The sequence below is a fragment of the Moritella sp. JT01 genome, assembly GCF_001574435.1.
Classification (GTDB): Bacteria; Pseudomonadota; Gammaproteobacteria; order Enterobacterales; family Moritellaceae; genus Moritella.
Genome location: NZ_LOCN01000019.1, coordinates 133,582 through 150,841, shown reverse-complemented (window position 1 = coordinate 150,841; position 17,260 = coordinate 133,582). Strand labels below are relative to the sequence as shown.

Genomic DNA, 17,260 nt, shown 5'->3' with positions numbered 1-17,260 from the left:
TGTATGTTTGAACTTTTATTTCTTTTACTTCCTGTTGCCGCCGCGTATGGCTGGTATATGGGTAGAAGAAATGGCCGCTATTTACAACAAGATAAGCAACATACCATGTCTAGAGAGTATGTGACGGGGCTTAACTTTTTATTATCAGACCAACCTGATAAAGCGGTAGATTTATTTATTGATTTACTTGATGTTGATAATGAAACGATCGATACGCATTTGGCGCTCGGTAATTTATTCCGCCAACGTGGTGAAGTACAACGTGCAATTAAGATCCACCAAAATTTAATTGCACGGCCTTCATTAACGCATGAACAGCGTAGCCTTGCATTATTACAACTTGCGCGTGATTATCTTGCCGCGGGTTTGGTTGATCGCGCTGAAGAATTATTTTTGAAATTGATTGATGAACCTGATCACCGCCAAACCGCTTTATTACAACTTATGGTTATTTACGAACAGACCAAGGAGTGGGAACAAGCCATTGCGATTGGAATTAAATTAAAGAAAATGGGTGATACGAAAGTTGAACGTAAAGTGGCTCATTTTTATTGTGCGCTAGCGGCCTCTGCATCATTAGTGAATGAGCCTAAAAAGCGTTTAGCGGGTCTTAAAAAAGCCTTACAATATGATAAGCAATGTGTCAGAGCTAGTATCATGCTGGCTGATTTTTACATTGAGCAAGGCGATTATAAAAAGGCCATTGTCTGGCTTGAGCATGTAATGGCTCAGGACATCGATTTTGTCACCGAGATTTTACAGAAACTAAGAGATTGTTACACTGAAATTAATAATGAAGAAGGTTTTATTCACTTCCTTAATGACGCCCAAAATAATAAAGCGGGTATTAGTGTTGCGATTGCATTAGCTGATTTTACAGTGAACAGTGTGGGATTAGAGCCCGCCGAAAAACTGATATTAAATCAAATTGTTCGCACCCCAACGATGAAAGGCTTTTATCATCTAATGCAATACCAAGAACAGGCTGCAGAAGAAGGTAAGGCAAAAGAAAGTTTAGCTATGTTACGTAGCCTTGTTGGTGAACAGCTTAAGTTGAAGCCTATTTATCGATGCAGTAAATGTGGTTTTAGTACTAAACGAATATACTGGCATTGTCCATCGTGTAAGCGTTGGGGCAGTGTGAAACCTATTCGAGGTTTAGATGGCGAATAGTGTAGATAGAACAAATTTGTAATACGATAATGAGTAACTCGGACCTAGGAAAAAATATGTTGCAAGAGAGTAAAGTAGTCGTCGCACTTGATTATGCTGATGAAGCAAGTGCATTGAATTTTGTTGATAAAATCAATCCTAGCCAATGTCGCCTAAAAGTCGGCAAAGAAATGTTCACGTTATTTGGACCAGAATTTGTTCGAAAATTAGTTGCACGTGATTTTGATGTGTTTTTAGACCTTAAGTTTCATGATATTCCGAATACAGTGGCGAAAGCTGTTGCCGCCGCTGCAGAGTTGGGCGTGTGGATGGTGAATGTACATGCTTGTGGTGGTCAACGTATGATGGAAGCGGCAAAAACAGCGCTTGTGCCTTATGGCGATAAAGCACCGATTCTGATTGCTGTTACTGTATTAACAAGTATGGAACAAGAAGATCTCGCACAAATGGGTGTTAATATTACACCCGCTGAACAGGTTATCCGTTTAGCGACGCTAACACAAAAAAGTGGCTTAGACGGTGTAGTTTGTTCTTCACAAGAAGCATCAATGCTGAAAAAAGAATTGGGCGATTCTTTCCTATTGATCACGCCAGGTATTCGCCCTGCAGGTAGTGCTGCGGGTGATCAACGCCGTATAATGACACCTGTTGAAGCGGTTACTGCTGGTTCAGATTACTTAGTTATCGGTCGACCAATTACACAAGCTGAATCACCAATGCAAGTGTTAACTGACATTAATGAAAGTTTAGCGAGCTAAATTCTGCTTTGATTCAATATATCTCTATAAGAGCGCTCAGGCGCTCTTTTTTTTATTTAGATAAACAAACAGTGGGGCAATGATTAATCCTGTTACAAGACCATACAGGTGTGCCTCGGTGAGTACTTGAGCTTGAATTAACTTACTCATCTCTATCGGGCTATTGAAAAATTGTTCATTGATGATTTTGATAATTGTGCCTGCAATTAAAACATAACCGGAATAATACCGTTTCGTCACGTCAATAATCGCGCCGACAATGATAATCCCATGCAATATACCCGATAAACCGACATATAAATACGTGCTAGGTGAGAGCCAGAATATACCCGCGCCAACGCCAATGGATAAGATCAAAATTAAGCTTAGGTAAGCCGTCGCACTATAATAACGGTAATGTAGCCCGCTAATAACAGCCAACGCACTGACGTTTAACAGGATATGATAGATATTTGTATGATTAAAATTCCCCGTGATTAAACGCCAGAATTCACCATCGAGAATCAATTCCCTGTTATAATCTAAGGCGATTATATTTTCGGTGGACAAGGCATAAATAATGAGGCATAACAGCCCGAGAATCAGCCAGCTTAGCCATCTATGTTGAATTAGCATATCTTATCAATCCATAATATTTAGGTTTGTCGTGAGTAAAAGAAAAAAATGTACTGTATGTGATAAAGCATTAGCAGCCTGTATATGTCAGCACATAACAATGATTGATTCTGATATTGAATTAATTATATTACAACACCCAGGTGAAGTTAAAAATGCGATCGGAACTGCCCGTATTCTCAATCTTTCATTGCCACAATGTCAAATTATAATTGGTGAGAACTTTACTGATAATACTCAGTTAAATGACATATTAAACGATCTAACCCGACAATGTTATTTACTCTACCCAAGTGAAGACAGTATTAATGTGGAGGGACTGAGCCTTATAGAAAACAGTAATATGGATAGTAACAGTGCAGTGATACAAAATAACATGAAGCGCACGTTTATTTTATTGGATGGCACATGGCGTAAAGCATTTAAAATGTATCAAACATCAATAAATTTACAGGGTATACCTGCTGTACGATTGAGCGGTGAAGAAGAAAGCCAATATACAATTAGACAAACCTCGATCGAAGGGGGGTTATCGACAGTTGAAGCCGGTTACTTATTACTTTCAACGTTAGAAAAAGATAAAGTAAAATATCAGCCTTTGCTGACTGCATTTGAATATATGATTAATTTTCAAATTGCGCAGATGCCAGCGGGTTTATTTAATAAAAATTATAAATAGATTTGAACGAATAAGTCGAGCAGTAAGTCAGATAAATAATTTAATGGTGTGATGTTTAACATTACCTTGTTGCAACGTGAGTAAACGTGCACTAAATCATTCGTTAATATGGATCTTATATGTCACAACAACAGTTAATTGAAGCAATCAACACAGAAATGCCGTTTGGTAAATATCGGGGGCGCTTGTTACTTGAATTACCTGAACCTTATTTAGTTTGGTTTCACAGTAATGGCTTTCCTGATTCTAGGTTAGGGCAACAACTTGCGCTAATATACGAAGTAAAGTTAAATGGGCTTGAATCGATGCTAGCGCCATTATTGAAGCGTCCATCGGTATATTTAAATAATGAAGGGTAACCACTATTTATTGTGTTTTTATAAATAATGGTACTTAATAGTAATTAATTCAATTTTGTTATATTTTTTATGTTCTTAAGAAGGAGTTCGAATGGCAATTTTAGTGACAGGTGGTGCCGGATATATTGGTAGTCATACAGTTTTAGAGTTATTAACCGCAGGGCAAGATGTTGTCGTTATCGATAACTTATCTAATTCGAGTGAAGAGTCATTAAATCGTGTTCGTGCAATTACAGATAAAGAGATCACTTTTTATTGTGGCGATGTATTAGATTCAAATTTGTTAACGCAAATATTTACCAAACATACGATCTCGTCTGTTATTCACTTTGCCGGTTTAAAAGCGGTAGGTGAATCAAACCAAATCCCATTAACGTATTACCGTAATAATATCGCTGCCACGATTAACCTTTGTGAAGTTATGGCTGCGAATAACGTTAAGAATTTTGTATTTAGTTCGTCTGCAACGGTATATGGCGATCCTGCATCAGTGCCGATCGATGAAAGCTTTCCTACATCAGCAACGAATCCGTACGGCCGTTCAAAATTAATGGTTGAAGAGATCCTCGCTGATTTATATAAATCAGATAATAGTTGGAATATTGCACGTTTACGTTATTTCAATCCTGTTGGTTCCCACGAAAGCGGTTTAATCGGTGAAGATCCAAATGATATTCCCAATAACTTGATGCCATATATTTCACAAGTAGCTGTGGGTAAATTAGCAGAGCTAAACGTATTCGGTGATGATTATGCAACACCAGATGGAACAGGTGTGCGTGACTATATCCATGTCGTTGATTTAGCGTTAGGGCATTTAAAAGCGTTAGAAAAATTAATGACAAACCCTGGTCTAGTGACTTATAACTTAGGAACGGGGCAAGGTTATAGTGTATTAGAAATGGTGAAAGCATTTGAACAGGCTTCTGGTAAGAAAATAGCTTATAAAATTGCACCGAGACGTGAAGGGGATATTGCGCAATGTTATGCTGCGACAGATCTAGCTGAACGAGAACTCGGTTGGAAAGCAACACGCCAAGTATCAGACATGACGGTTGACACTTGGCGCTGGCAATCAAATAACCCGAATGGTTATACCAAGGATTAATTTGATTCGCTGATAAATCCAGCTTTCAGCGTAGTTGATATCATCGTTATCAGCTGGGCTGCTTGCTGTGGTGTTCTGCTTATTGGGGGGAGTTGACCCCAAATAGGTTTTGGCCAGCAAGCATCTTCTTTAAAACGCGCAACATGATGAATATGTAATTGCGGTACCATATTCCCTAATGCTGCGATATTTATTTTATCTGCACTTAGCTCATCTTTTAATAACCGACTTACTGTATTTGATTCAATTAAAAATTGAGTCTGCTGTTCGTCCGTTAATTCATGAAATTCAGTGATGCCATTAACTTTAGGTACTAAAATTAACCACGGGAAATTACCGTCGTTTGCTAACAGTACTTGGCATAGCGGGAACTCACCCACTAAGGTGCTATCAGCAGCAAGTTGTGGGTGTAATAAAAATTGAGTCACGCGAAAGTCTCTCTATATTAAGAATTCTTCAATTGAACCTTTCTCATTCATCATTTCTTGAAGTGGTAATGGCATACGACCTTGGCCTGTCCATGTTTTCGTTTCGCCATTTAGCTCATAAGCGTATTTTGCAGGGCGAGGACCACGTTTAGTCTTCGTTTTCTCAGATGTTGAATCGGTTAAATTCATTAATTCTTCAGGGCTGATACCGTTTTCTTTCAGTTGTAATAATATTTCGTTCATCATTGCTTGTTTTTCTTGCTGTTTTTCTAATTCAGCGGCTTCAGATTCTTTTCTATCTTCAACAATTTTTGTGAATTTAATTAAAACATCTTCAAGTTGGACAACGCTTAATTCTTTTGTTACAGCGCGTAGGCTACGAGCATTTAAAAACACTTTAATAAAATCATTCATAATTAGTACCTAATATAGACGGGGGTGATTAATAAACTGCAATAAGATTAATATACTTTAATGTGGTTAATATACAATAGTTAAATAAATACCAATAATCTATTTACACTTATTTATTAAACTTAGCTAGAATAGATTAAGTAAGTAAAATATATTTATAAATATAACTTTTAAAACTATTTAATGGTCTATTATTTGAAGTCGATTTACTTTTATTATTAATAATTATGGGTTTGTCAATTAGATTTTTGTATCGAATTTTGTTTGTTTTATGAACGTTGAGACTAATACTGCCTTGAATTGATGAAATTACCTGCTACTATTGTGCCTCCTCCTAAGTAGAGGTGCGCAATTCATAAGTAGTGTTGTTTAGGTAGCTCCGATAATAACGACACAAAAGGGAATTGCGCCGAAGAATGAGTATTTAAGCTAAAGATATTCATTCTGGGGATGTGTTCGAATAGAGACATCACTGTCATAGTCAATTTTATATTAACTATGGGGCGCTACTGAAATAGAAGAGTATATGGGTAATCTTTACATCTATCATATTGTAAATATCCTTATTGCACATCTCATCTGTCTTGTTTAGTCGTTCCCTGTAAAAATTATTAGGTCAAAGGGATCATGGAACTCATTAATTATTCAGACTCAGCGTTATCGCTAGTTGTACCACTAGTTGCACTTACATTAGCAATTCTTACACGTAAAGTATTGTTATCACTTGGTTGTGGTATTTTACTTGGCGCATTATTTTTAACCGACTTTAATGTTGTTAGTGCAGCTAAACACCTTGTAGATTTATCATTAAGTTTGGTTTGGGAATCTGGTGATGCGAGCAAAGGCTCATTCTGGGACGTGGGATCGTTCAATACTTGGAATCTATCAATCATCATATTCCTATTCATACTGGGTATGTTAACGAGTATTATGATGGTAAGCGGCGCAACCAGTGCGTTTGCTGATTGGGCGAAACAAAAAATTACTACACGTCGCGGTAGTATACTGTTAACTGCATTTTTAGGTGTGTTCATTTTTGTTGATGATTACTTTAATAGCCTTGCTGTGGGTAGTGTAAGTCGTCCACTGACAGACCGTTATAAAGTTTCTCGTGCTAAATTAGCTTATTTACTTGATTCAACCGCAGCTCCTATGTGTGTATTAATGCCGATTTCAAGTTGGGGTGCTTATATCATTGCTGTTATCGGTGGTATTTTAGCCAGTCACGCTATTACCGATATCAGCCCTCTAGCGGCATTCGTTCAAATGATACCAATGAACTTCTACGCTATCTTTGCTATTGCAATGGTATTTGCGGTTGCTTGTTTCAACCTTGATTTTGGTGTGATGGCAAAAGAAGAAGAAGCGGCAAGAAATGGTGAGTTGTTTGATGCTAAAAAAGGTAATCCAGCGGGTTCAACGGTAGAATTAGAAGAAGCTGAAGGTGGTCATATTTCAGGCCTGATTTTACCTATTTTAGTGCTTATCTTTGCGACTATCTTCTTTATGATTAACTCGGGCGCATCGGCGCTAGCAGCGGATGGCAAAGCATTTGATATTCTCGGCGCATTTGAAAATACAGATGTAGGTAGTTCTTTAGTATATGGCGCTTTATCAGGCCTTGCTGTGGCACTTGCGCTAAGCCTTATTTCTGGTGTGTCTATTTCATTACTCGCACAAGCAAGTTTCCACGGTGCTAAATCAATGCTACCAGCGGTTTATATCTTATTCTTCGCATGGGCTATTGGTTCAACTATTGGTTCTATGGAGACGGGTAAATACCTTGCTGCATTAGTGGGTGATTCAATCCCAATGAGTCTATTACCGATTATCATGTTTGTATTAGCTGGCTTTATGGCATTTGCAACGGGAACAAGCTGGGGCACATTCGGTATCATGTTACCAATCGCGGGAGATATGGCTGCGGGTACTGAAATTTCGTTGATGTTACCTATGTTAGCATCTGTGCTTGCGGGTTCTGTATTTGGCGATCATTGTTCACCTATCTCTGATACCACGATCCTATCTTCAACGGGTGCCAACTGTCATCATATGGATCACGTAATGACACAGCTTCCATATGCGCTATCAATTGCGTTAGTAAGTGCGATTGGTTATTTGGTACTCGGCATAACAAGCTCTGTGCTATCGGGCTTTATCGCTTCAGCAATTGCATTTACAATTGTGGTTGCTATTATGTCGCGATTAAGTCGTAAAATATAAATAAGACATTAATAACACGCTGTTTATAATGAATGGTATTAATGTGAAGTAATTATATACGCCTGTTTATACAGGCGTTTTTTTTGAGGGTATAAAATGGCATCTTTGCATTTCAAATTTGCAGCTATGAATTCAGGTAAATCAACACAATTGATCCAAGCTCACTTTAACTATATTGAGCGTGGTATGTACCCATTAGCGATGACACCTGAGTGTGATAGTCGTTACGGTAAGGGGGTGATAGGCGCGCGTGTTGGCTTAAAACTAGACGTTGATGTATTTGAGAAAGAGACCAATTTATTTACCACGGTATCTACACGATTAGAAAATCAGAAGATTGATGTATTTATCATCGATGAAGGTCAATTTCTATCTCGAGAACAGGTTTACCAATTAGCCAATGTGGTTGACGAACTCAATATTCCTGTGATTGTGTATGGATTGAAAACCGATTTTAAATTAGAGATGTTTGAAGGTTCATACCACTTAATGTGTCTTGCAGATAAAGTTGAAGAACTTAAAACCGTCTGTTGGTGTGGTAATAAAGCGCACATGAATGCCAGGGTCAGTGATTGCGGTGTGGTATTAAGAGAAGGTGAGCAAGTTGAAATTGGCGGTAATGAGCGTTATGTTTCACTGTGCCGTAAACATTTCATGAATGGCAATGCGAGCCGTTAATCGAATTAATTAAAGTTGATTATTTCTAAATCAGGTTTATTAATGTGGTTTAGCACAATTTCAGGTTCTGCAAACAGATAGCCTTGAAAATATGTACTTTGGAGTTTTTTAGCTTGTTTAAATTGCTCCTCAGTCTCTATTTTTTCGATCAGTATACTTATTCCATATTTTTCTAATAATGGTGTTAATTCTTTTATCTCGTTAAATGAGGTGAGGGTAATATCAAACTTAATAATATCGACAACACCAAAAAATGGTAGCCAGTCTTCAGAATAAATAAAATCATCCAATGCAATCGTAAATCCATCATTTTTTAATTTCTTTAATGCCCTTAATACTGCCTGTGTGGGTGGCACATCTTCAAGTACTTCAATTACAATGGGTTTATTAATGAGTTTTTTGGGTAAACCATTGAGAATGCTTTTCTCTGTGAAGTTAATAAAGTAAGGTTTGTTATCAACAAGTTTATCAATGTTGGAACTTAACAAATGCTCATAAACCAACCGCTCTGTCGCAATTTCGGCATTAATAAGTGGAAACGTATTTTCTAAACTATCGCGATATAAAAGTTCATAAGCCACTATGTGACGAGCGCTATTTAGGATCGGTTGCTTAGCGATATATGCGTGCATAGAGGTTACTTTATTTACAAAGACATCTATAAGCTTATGCATAATAATCAAAAAGTCGAATTAATTAGTAAATATAGGTAAAAGTTCAACATTATGGGTGAGGGGGTGGCTAGTACTATGCGGGAATATTGGTATATATTGAATGGATACAGCCGTAATAGTCTTATTAACTATGACGGCTGTATCGTATTTTATTTCTGCTGGAAAACCTTGGTGACTTTATTTAATTCAATCACATCAGCAAAAGGAATATTTTGCTCAGGGAAGGCTGCTTGGACTTTACTTGTTAGTGGTTTTGAGAACGAACGGTAATTAATCTTAGCGACTACCGTGATTGGATAGCTGATACCTTCAGGTAGTTCAAATGATTCAACACGAGTTTCATCAGGAGAAATACGGGTATCTGATAGAATCTTCTCTACGCGCCAGAACTTAAGACCAACCGGTTCACCATGCATGTAACCGGATTTTTTAGCAAACACACGGCTGTCTTTTGGTAAGTAACCATCGTTTAACTGACCACTCACTAAGCGCTCTACGCCTTTACTATCCGTTACTACAAGATCAACCCATACTTGACGACGTGCGCCACCCGGCATTTTGTGACCGGTATTATGGTTTGTGATTTTTACATCAATAGTACGGCCATCTTCGCTGGTTTCAACGTCGAGCAGTAGGGCGTTACGTAAAATGTCACGGCTGAGTTTACCGTGTTCTTTCGAACGCATGTCAGAGAAGTAATAGTTACCACCAATAAAGTTATGCGCAATCAAGTTTGGTTTAATTGGCCCATTATCGGTTGCTCGCCCTGGTACCTTCTTATCAAAATCAGTCATATCCAAACGCATATGGCAATCGATACACGTTTTGTTCTGCTCAGGGTTGTCTGGTGCGTTAAATTTAGAGGCTTGCCATTCGCCATAGTTGTTATTCACATTGGCACCTTGACCGGGGGTGAATTCATTATGACAGGTCGCACAATATAATGAGCTCTTGTACAGTTCAGGGTTTGAATAGCTGTCTTTATGCTGTTGTGGCGATGCATTTATCTGTGCTTCAGCGACGAGTTTTAGCACTGGATTGCTAGAAAATTCAAACAGGTATTTAGCACGATCTTTTAAGTTAACCGTGAGGTCGGTATTACCGCCAGCATCTTCCGCTTTGGTGATTCGGTGACAGAAAACACAACTGGTACCTGTTTCGTCTACGGGTAAACCTTCTCTTAGTGCATCGCGTAGGCTCTGGCCTTCTTTTTCATACATGTTATTGAGGTGAGTCAAGGGTGCTTTATTGTTGTTTAGCAAGGTTTGCGGTGCATGACAGCCACGGCATAAGTTTCTAAATGGTTCACCTTCTGCTTCTGCAGCTAAGTTTTCTTGGAAACGGTAATAAGGACTATCCATGTGCATTCCATGGTTAGAGTCTGCCCACTGTTTGTAGAGGGTGCTATGGCATGATTCACAACTTGCTGAATTTAACCATTCAGATTTGTGAGTGAACTTACGTTCGTCATCAAAACGTAACCAGGTTGATAGATAAGGTAAGTTTTCTTTCGTTGTCACGTACATGTTTAATGCTGACATTAAGCGTACGATCTCTGCAGACGGTGATTTAGGATTAACTTTTGGTAGTTCTGGTTTTTTCGGGTCAGTCCCCATACCACCTTGGGTTTTTTGGATCATATTGATATAGGCTTCGATAGGGTTGCCAGCGATCATGGTTGCTAAACCGACATGACCTGTCATGGCATTTTCTTTAACGTCTTTGGTACCGTCGGCTAACAAATATTTATTGGTAAAGTTAAACCCGTCAAGGTGACAAGAGTTACAGCTCATCCAAAAATCACCCGCCATCGCTGTATTTTCAAACTTATCGCTGTTTGCAAGATTAAAGAGTGTTTTACCTAAACGTAATTCTGGTGCGATGGGATCTTTACTAATTAATTTGGCAAATTGAGCGTTCGCTAATTTTACTTTGGCAAACGGACCTTTACCACTCACATCAAAACTCACTAAATCGTGAGACATGGCGTTTTGAACATAGAGTGTGCCGTCTTTTTCAATCAGGCTACGCGGATTAGTACCGGGAATATGGCGGTAAATTTGCGTCGCTTTCACACCGCCTTGTAATTTGGTACGGCGATGGCGTTTAGATTTCTTACCTATTTTACCTTGGCGAGATAAATCAAACACGAGCAGATCTTCTGAACCAGAGAGGGTAATAAATACTTTTTTGCCGTCTTCACGGAATGCCACGTCATGTGGGTTAGATACAATACGCGTAGTATTGTTATTTTCAATAATGTTTATTTGTTTGAATAGTTGCTTACGTTTATCAACTAATTCTTTTTCTTTACCTGGTGTTAGGTCAAGTAACGAAATGGTTGGGAAGACGGTTGATTGAAACTGGAAATCTTGTGTAAATGACCACAGCACATGGGGTAACCAAGCTTGCGTGCCATCTGGAGATATCGCAATGTTATCTAATACACGCGGTTTACCTTGTGGTGTTGCACGAGAGGTATGTACTGGCGTATCGGCAAGTTGAATGATTTTGTTTAATTCTAGGCTTTGTGTTCTCGTATTATAGATAGACACTTGGCCTGTCATACTATGGGTCACAAACAAACGCCCATCGCCAGCTAACGCAAGACCACGTGGTGTATCTGCCGTTTGTGTTGTCGCGGTTATTTCACCATCGGTTGACACGGTTATTAGCTGTTTAGCTTCAAACAATGTCACGTAGTATTGTTTGTTATGTTCATCATAAACAATACCAAAAGGGCGATAGCCTGTTTTGATGGTTTTAATTAATTTCAGGCTTTTAGCATCAATGAGATAAAGTTGATCTGCAAGATAGTCACTGACTAATAATTGATTATTTATTGGGTCTAATGCAAGTCGACGTAGGTCTTTACCGAGGGCTTGTTCAGCCATTAGCTTACCGGTTTCTGCGTTAATAAGACTGACGCTACCAGCATCCATGTTTGCACTAATAAACTGCGTACCATCTATAGATAGTAATAAGCTGTTACTTTTTGTATTTGAATAAGTAGTACTAGCATAAAGCGAGTGGCTTGCTAAGAGTAACAAGGTGAACATTAATTTAGGCAACATATTTATATTCATAGATCTACGGCATCTTGGTGGGGGAACGTGGTATTACGATTAAGAATGGTTATCATTATATCGCGTTGAAATCATAGTGCAATATTTGTAGCTATGATCGCGGGTTTAAATGATTCAGATCAAAGTAATATAGGTATAAATTTCGTTCTCCAAGAAAGCGGCCTTTAAATAAAGCCACTAAATTGTCGTTAACGCGTTTATCAGTACCTAGTTTATTACTGCTTAGTCGCCAGTAGCCTTGCTGTTGGGCTTGGTAATTACTGCTGCTTTGATAATGACGGTCTAAGATGACATGTTGTGGCAGGTTATGCCGTAAATTATCAATATTATAATTACTGATGATAATTTGCTGATTATCTATTGTGTTAAAGAACTGAGTCGCTTGTAATACAGGTGCATTTTTTTGTTGGGTGAATTGTTTGATACTGTGATAACCCAGTGTCACGAGCAAGGTAATACTTAATATATATAGAGCAGGTCGAATACGTTGAGTTTGGTAAACGTGTTCCAAGAGTTGCGCGCAGATAATCGGTAGTAATAAGCTAAAAACAGCTAAGTGACGAATATTCTCTGGATTCTGCCCTCGGATGATCCAGGCAAACCAACAGCACACGAGAATACTTAATCCACGGGTTTTTGGTAGATATAAACCAATGGTTAGCATCGAGGTTAATAAGAATACCCCGAGAGTGGAGTAGGTATTGCTTAATGTAGTAAGCCATTGGCTCAGTCGCGAATCGGTTGTACTTGTGGTATTACCCCAAATCGTAAAGTGACCTTGAGTGAATCGCTGTCCTTCTTCAATATACGCCCAACCATCTTGCATGAACACGTAGAGCGCACAAATGATGCCTACCAGGGTAATGCTTAATATCTGCCAACCGAGTCGTTTGTAGTTTGAGTACAGCTGATTGTTGTAAAAGAGAGCTAGCAGGAGCGCGCTGGCGACTAAGGGTAAATAAGACGGTCGAGTTGCTAAACATGCCGCTAATAATAACCCGCTAATAATCGCGGAGAATGTTTGACTTTGTAAAAGAGACTGTAATACACGGTGTAATTTAGTCTTTAATAAAAGGTTTGAGCCGAGCGGTAAATGAAAACGGGTTAATAATAAATATAAGCTAAAGAACCACAGAGCGGAAGCGTCTGATAAACCGTTTAAGGCTAATTCTGCAATGTTACCTTGCAGTAAAAAAAGTACTACTGCGAATAATGCAAATGACTTTATTCGCATACGTTGATAGCAATACACAAAAACACTGAAGGTTAACGCTATTGCAGAAAGGAAACTGAGTAAGACATTACTGTTGGGATGTAAACTTATCGCACTGATAAGTCGTTCTAGCCAAACAAAACCAGGGTAACCGGGAAAGTGAGGGCTAAATTCTAATACTGAAAAGTGGCTCAAGGCACGCTGAAAATAAAGCGCATCATCACTGCTAATATCAAAACTATAATAATTGAGTAAGCCAAAATAGCCTGCAATGCAGGCTATTAAGCTAATGCTAACTATTAAACCAGAGCGCCAAGGTTTATTATTTTGTTGGTGCATCAGGCAATGTAAATTGTAATGCAGCTTGTAAACTAGTGCGGTATTCAATGTAACGCGTTACATCTGCAGGCTTTTGACCCACACCAAATACACCTGGATTACCAATCGACGCAAGGGCACCGCGGATGGCAATATCGGCCTGTTGGCGATTGTCGGCAGTTAAATCGGCAGCAAGTAAATCAATAAATAATTTACTTTTTACCACTAACACTTTAGCCACTTGGTAGTCATTAATGTTTTGCTCTGCACCGTTGAGACGACGCATAACTTCTGCTTTTATCGTGGTGATTAATGCTGTGGTTACACCTTGTTGATCTTTATTGGTGATTGCTGTTTGCATTTGTTTATCGACAGCGAGTCCATGGTGCTCGTTAAAATAAACGAATTCTTTTTGCATCGAATCATAGGCTGTTTGCACTGCATTATAATCATTTTCCGATAATGCTTTTAACAAGGCTTCTCGACCTTCAATTAATGGCTCTTTACCTGCTGCGGCATAAGAATAAGCGAAGCTTTGCGCACTAAATAATAATACGAATAAGCCTAAGATAAATGATTTTACCGTCATTGTATTGATAGTTTTAAGCGACATTTTTTTCCTCTGGCGTTTTTTTATCATCCATAATGCTTTGCACTTCAATCACTGTTTTTTCGTTACGGTGATCAAAGATCTGACGACGATTATCTTCACCCTTAATAATACCTTCTGCCGCCATTAAGCCCATTTCCATTGCTGTATCGGTGAAGATGTAACGGAAAGTACCTTGGCGACCTGTCATCACTAAATTATCAAATTGGTTAAGGTGCGTAATTGCGGCTTCGCGTTTGGCGTTATAACTCACGTCCATCATTGGATAAGCGTATTCGGTGTAAGTGGTAAAAAATTCACCAGTACTTACATCTGGCACTCCTAGGTGATTAAGATCTTGTTTTACGCGTTTTAATAGTTTGTCGTTGTCCATGTGCCAAACATCGTCACCTTTGTTACACGGGATCTCGATCATCACCGATGTTTGTCCTTTGGGTGCCATGAATGGCGAACGACGACGTGGTTCTTGCAAACGCGTACCGATTAACTCTGGATCAGACAGGTACTGCCAAGTATTTTGTGACACGTTTTCTGTTGCCATCGGCATGTTAAAAAAGCGCAGTGAGCGGTAAGTTAGACCAGAATCAAATCCTGTTAAAGTACAAACTACAGGTAAAGGAATAGTACCGACAACATGGTCGCAATTAATTGAATGTGTCTCACCGTTAAGTTCATAAGTGACGGCATCAATTCTGTTTTTCTTATTAAGATCATTATTTTTAACAGCATCATGGCCTTGCTTTAATGCCGTGATGTTAGCGCCTCGAACAATCGTTACACCTTGTTCTTGTAGTCTTTCTGCAAGTTTGGTGTACATTTGGCCAAAGCCGAGTTTAGGATAACGGTATTTTTTAGCGTAAGTACGCGGTGTTGCGCCACGCGTTGGGATTAAACGTCGAACAACATCTTTTAAATCTAACAAACTAATGCGTTGCGATGCCCAGTCGGCTGATAATTGACGCGGGTCGATACCCCATAGTTTACCGGTGTAACCTTCAAAGAAATTTTTGTATAAGGTGGTACCGAAGCGAGTTTCAATCCATTCTGCAAAGTTACTGGTACTTTGTTCACTTGGGCGTTTTTGGAAGGGTAATTTGAATACCAAGTCTACAGCCGCACCAGCTAATAAACTTAACGGCGCATTACGTAGTAAGTTACCAATTGCAAGCGGGTAGTTGTAGGTACGCCCTTTAAAACGGATCACACTGGTACGTTCTGCATACAGCAGATCGTCAGTCATTAAGTCATCGATAAACTGTAATAATTTCGGGTTTTTAGTAATAAAGCGATGGCCACCGTAGTCAAAGCGGTATTCACCTTTTTCACCTTGGAAGGTTTGCGTTGCGCACATGCCACCAACAAACTCTTCACGTTCTAGGATAGTTACTTGGTAACCAGCTTGATTAAATTCCCATGCGGCCATTAGTCCAGCTGGACCTGCACCTAAAATTACAATTTGTTTAGACATGATTTACTCAATAATTAATATGCTTTTTTATTCTTAATATGGCGAACACAAATAGCGTGTATTTATGTTCGCCACTCATTTTATTGTTTAAAGCTAAGCTGTGGCTGTTTTAGCTGGCGCTTGGTATCCACGATGCCAAAACACAGTGAATATCGCTAAATAAGCGAACCAAATAACAAGCGGTAATAAATTTGGTGATGAATTATAGCCAAATAAAGCACGCAAGAAAGTACCAAATACGCCTTGGTCATCAAGGATATGGCTAATATCAAACACGGCAGTCTGGAATACCGGTAATACATCTGCGCTTTGTAACATGTTACTTGCCGAAGACAATAGGCCAGCGGCAATAATGATAATCAGCAAACTTGTCCATTTAAAGAATGCTTGTAGTGGCACTTTGCGGCTACCACGCATCAGTACGACAACCAATACCAGCGATGCGATTAAACCTGCGCCCGCACCGATCAACCCATCTTGTAGTGAGAAATCACCTTGACCTGAATACATCAACGCCGAGAAAAATAGCACGGTTTCAAATCCTTCGCGCATTACCGCAAGGAAAGCCAAAAAGATTAAACCAAAGACATTACCTGTGGTTAAGATCTCGCGAATGTTCTCTTGCATGTTAGAGACTTGGGTTTTGGCTTGGCGTTGCATCCAAATTGCCATGTAGGTGAGTACCAAGGTCGCGAAGCCTAAAATACCCGCCATTAATAAATTACGGTATTCATGCGAGTCGAACTGATCGACAACGAACTGGAAAATGAAAGCGACAATTAATGAGGCAATCAAACCGAGCGCAACACCCAGATAGATAAGTTTGTTATGTTTTGATTGGCCAAGCTTTGCTAAGTAAGAAAGTATAATGCCAACGAGTAGGAAGGCTTCAAGTCCTTCACGAAAAGTGATTAAAAAACTGGCAAACATATTAAGACTTCCTAAAGAATTTGATTACCGTCCAGCGCCAAGCGTGGCGAAGAACAAGCGGGGCAAGTAGCCATGAGCTGTAAAAATGAACATCTTGCATGAGTATACTGAAATTATTACCCGTGTTACCCCAAAAAGTAAGGTAGACACCGGTAAGAGTACAAACAATGAGCAAATATTCGATAATGGTACCGGTTTGACGTAAGAATTTTTTATTACTGTTTTGAATAAGGTTTCGGTGAGACAGCCAGAAACTACCAACAAAAGTAGGGAAGATGCTAATACCTGCAAGCATATGCATCAGTAACACCGTGCGCTCGACTTGCCATGGAATAGTAATAAATGGCCACAGTAAAAGTCCTGACAAGAACATCAAATATAATATCGCTTCGGCTTTCTTGTGATGAAAAGCGAGACGTTTAAAATGACACTGTAAACGAGACCAGATGTTATCACCGGTTGGGGTAGCTACTTGAACTGACATGATAAAACCTTATTCATATCGACGTAATGAAAACGCAAAAAG

Annotated in this window: 17 protein-coding genes and 1 riboswitch; of the genes, 7 read left to right on the top strand and 10 right to left on the bottom strand. The window is 39.0% G+C overall.

All coding sequences use genetic code 11. From position 1 onward, the window contains the following. The first annotated feature begins 3 nt into the window (after positions 1-3). Both lapB and pyrF read left to right on the top strand, forming a co-directional pair. Positions 4-1,173 (top strand): lipopolysaccharide assembly protein LapB, encoded by a 1,170-nt coding sequence (gene lapB, locus AKG98_RS15045; RefSeq protein WP_067047478.1) that lies wholly within the window; start codon positions 4-6, stop codon positions 1,171-1,173. Between the two features lie 56 nt (positions 1,174-1,229). Continuing rightward, complete coding sequence (gene pyrF / locus AKG98_RS15040) at positions 1,230-1,931, top strand: orotidine-5'-phosphate decarboxylase (protein ID WP_067047476.1); 702 nt, start codon at positions 1,230-1,232, stop codon at positions 1,929-1,931. A gap of 36 nt (positions 1,932-1,967) precedes the next feature. On the opposite strand, the gene rrtA is transcribed toward pyrF, so the two are convergent. After that, complete coding sequence (gene rrtA / locus AKG98_RS15035) at positions 1,968-2,546, bottom strand: rhombosortase (RefSeq protein ID WP_067047473.1); 579 nt, start codon at positions 2,544-2,546, stop codon at positions 1,968-1,970. Between the two features lie 31 nt (positions 2,547-2,577). Here rrtA and AKG98_RS15030 point away from each other — a divergent pair, with 31 nt between their 5' ends. The 3 genes from AKG98_RS15030 to galE all read left to right on the top strand — a co-directional run bounded on the left by AKG98_RS15030 (position 2,578) and on the right by galE (position 4,692). Beyond that, on the top strand, positions 2,578-3,225 hold the full coding sequence (locus tag AKG98_RS15030) for a tRNA-uridine aminocarboxypropyltransferase (RefSeq protein WP_067047470.1): 648 nt from the start codon (positions 2,578-2,580) through the stop codon (positions 3,223-3,225). A gap of 119 nt (positions 3,226-3,344) precedes the next feature. Continuing rightward, the gene (locus AKG98_RS15025; RefSeq protein ID WP_067047468.1) at positions 3,345-3,584 is read left to right on the top strand and encodes a DUF3820 family protein; all 240 of its coding nucleotides are present in this window, start codon (positions 3,345-3,347) and stop codon (positions 3,582-3,584) included. Between the two features lie 91 nt (positions 3,585-3,675). Further along, positions 3,676-4,692 carry a UDP-glucose 4-epimerase GalE gene (gene galE, locus AKG98_RS15020; protein ID WP_067047464.1) on the top strand — a complete coding sequence of 339 codons (1,017 nt, stop codon included), beginning with the start codon at positions 3,676-3,678 and terminating at the stop codon, positions 4,690-4,692. On the opposite strand, the gene AKG98_RS15015 is transcribed toward galE, so the two are convergent. Both AKG98_RS15015 and AKG98_RS15010 read right to left on the bottom strand, forming a co-directional pair. Beyond that, the gene (locus AKG98_RS15015; protein WP_067047461.1) at positions 4,689-5,120 is read right to left on the bottom strand and encodes an HIT domain-containing protein; all 432 of its coding nucleotides are present in this window, start codon (positions 5,118-5,120) and stop codon (positions 4,689-4,691) included. The genes galE and AKG98_RS15015 overlap by 4 nt on opposite strands. A gap of 12 nt (positions 5,121-5,132) precedes the next feature. Next, a complete protein-coding gene (locus AKG98_RS15010) occupies positions 5,133-5,534 on the bottom strand; it encodes an H-NS family nucleoid-associated regulatory protein (protein WP_067047458.1) in 402 nt (133 codons plus the stop codon). Positions 5,535-5,865: 331 nt separating this feature from the next. After that, a riboswitch (Lysine riboswitch) is annotated at positions 5,866-6,051 on the top strand. 110 nt (positions 6,052-6,161) lie between these two features. On the opposite strand from AKG98_RS15010, the gene AKG98_RS15005 reads away from it, so the two are divergent. Together AKG98_RS15005 and AKG98_RS15000 are read left to right on the top strand one after the other, a co-directional pair. After that, positions 6,162-7,757 carry a Na+/H+ antiporter NhaC family protein gene (locus AKG98_RS15005; protein WP_067047455.1) on the top strand — a complete coding sequence of 532 codons (1,596 nt, stop codon included), beginning with the start codon at positions 6,162-6,164 and terminating at the stop codon, positions 7,755-7,757. A 96-nt stretch (positions 7,758-7,853) separates the two neighbouring features. After that, the gene (locus tag AKG98_RS15000) at positions 7,854-8,435 is read left to right on the top strand and encodes a thymidine kinase (protein WP_067047452.1); all 582 of its coding nucleotides are present in this window, start codon (positions 7,854-7,856) and stop codon (positions 8,433-8,435) included. 5 nt (positions 8,436-8,440) lie between these two features. On the opposite strand, the gene AKG98_RS14995 is transcribed toward AKG98_RS15000, so the two are convergent. The 7 genes from AKG98_RS14995 to AKG98_RS14965 all read right to left on the bottom strand — a co-directional run bounded on the left by AKG98_RS14995 (position 8,441) and on the right by AKG98_RS14965 (position 17,218). Next, positions 8,441-9,067 (bottom strand): EAL and HDOD domain-containing protein, encoded by a 627-nt coding sequence (locus AKG98_RS14995; protein WP_067047449.1) that lies wholly within the window; start codon positions 9,065-9,067, stop codon positions 8,441-8,443. 191 nt (positions 9,068-9,258) lie between these two features. Continuing rightward, positions 9,259-12,183, bottom strand: coding sequence for a multiheme c-type cytochrome (locus AKG98_RS14990; RefSeq protein WP_228140321.1), 2,925 nt, complete (start codon positions 12,181-12,183; stop codon positions 9,259-9,261). 103 nt (positions 12,184-12,286) lie between these two features. Further along, positions 12,287-13,747, bottom strand: a complete 1,461-nt coding sequence (locus AKG98_RS14985) for a hypothetical protein (protein WP_067047443.1) — start codon at positions 13,745-13,747, stop codon at positions 12,287-12,289. Further along, entirely contained in the window at positions 13,731-14,339 is a 609-nt protein-coding gene (locus AKG98_RS14980; RefSeq protein WP_067047439.1) for a hypothetical protein, read from the bottom strand. The genes AKG98_RS14985 and AKG98_RS14980 overlap by 17 nt, the downstream gene beginning before the upstream one ends. Then, positions 14,329-15,804: an FAD-dependent oxidoreductase gene (locus tag AKG98_RS14975; protein WP_067047435.1), complete on the bottom strand. Its 1,476-nt coding sequence runs from the start codon at positions 15,802-15,804 to the stop codon at positions 14,329-14,331. Before AKG98_RS14975 ends, AKG98_RS14980 begins: the two co-directional genes overlap by 11 nt. Positions 15,805-15,897: 93 nt before the next feature. After that, entirely contained in the window at positions 15,898-16,734 is an 837-nt protein-coding gene (locus AKG98_RS14970) for an FTR1 family protein (protein WP_067047433.1), read from the bottom strand. A gap of 1 nt (position 16,735) precedes the next feature. Continuing rightward, positions 16,736-17,218 carry a hypothetical protein gene (locus AKG98_RS14965; RefSeq protein ID WP_067047431.1) on the bottom strand — a complete coding sequence of 161 codons (483 nt, stop codon included), beginning with the start codon at positions 17,216-17,218 and terminating at the stop codon, positions 16,736-16,738. Positions 17,219-17,260 lie beyond the last annotated feature (42 nt).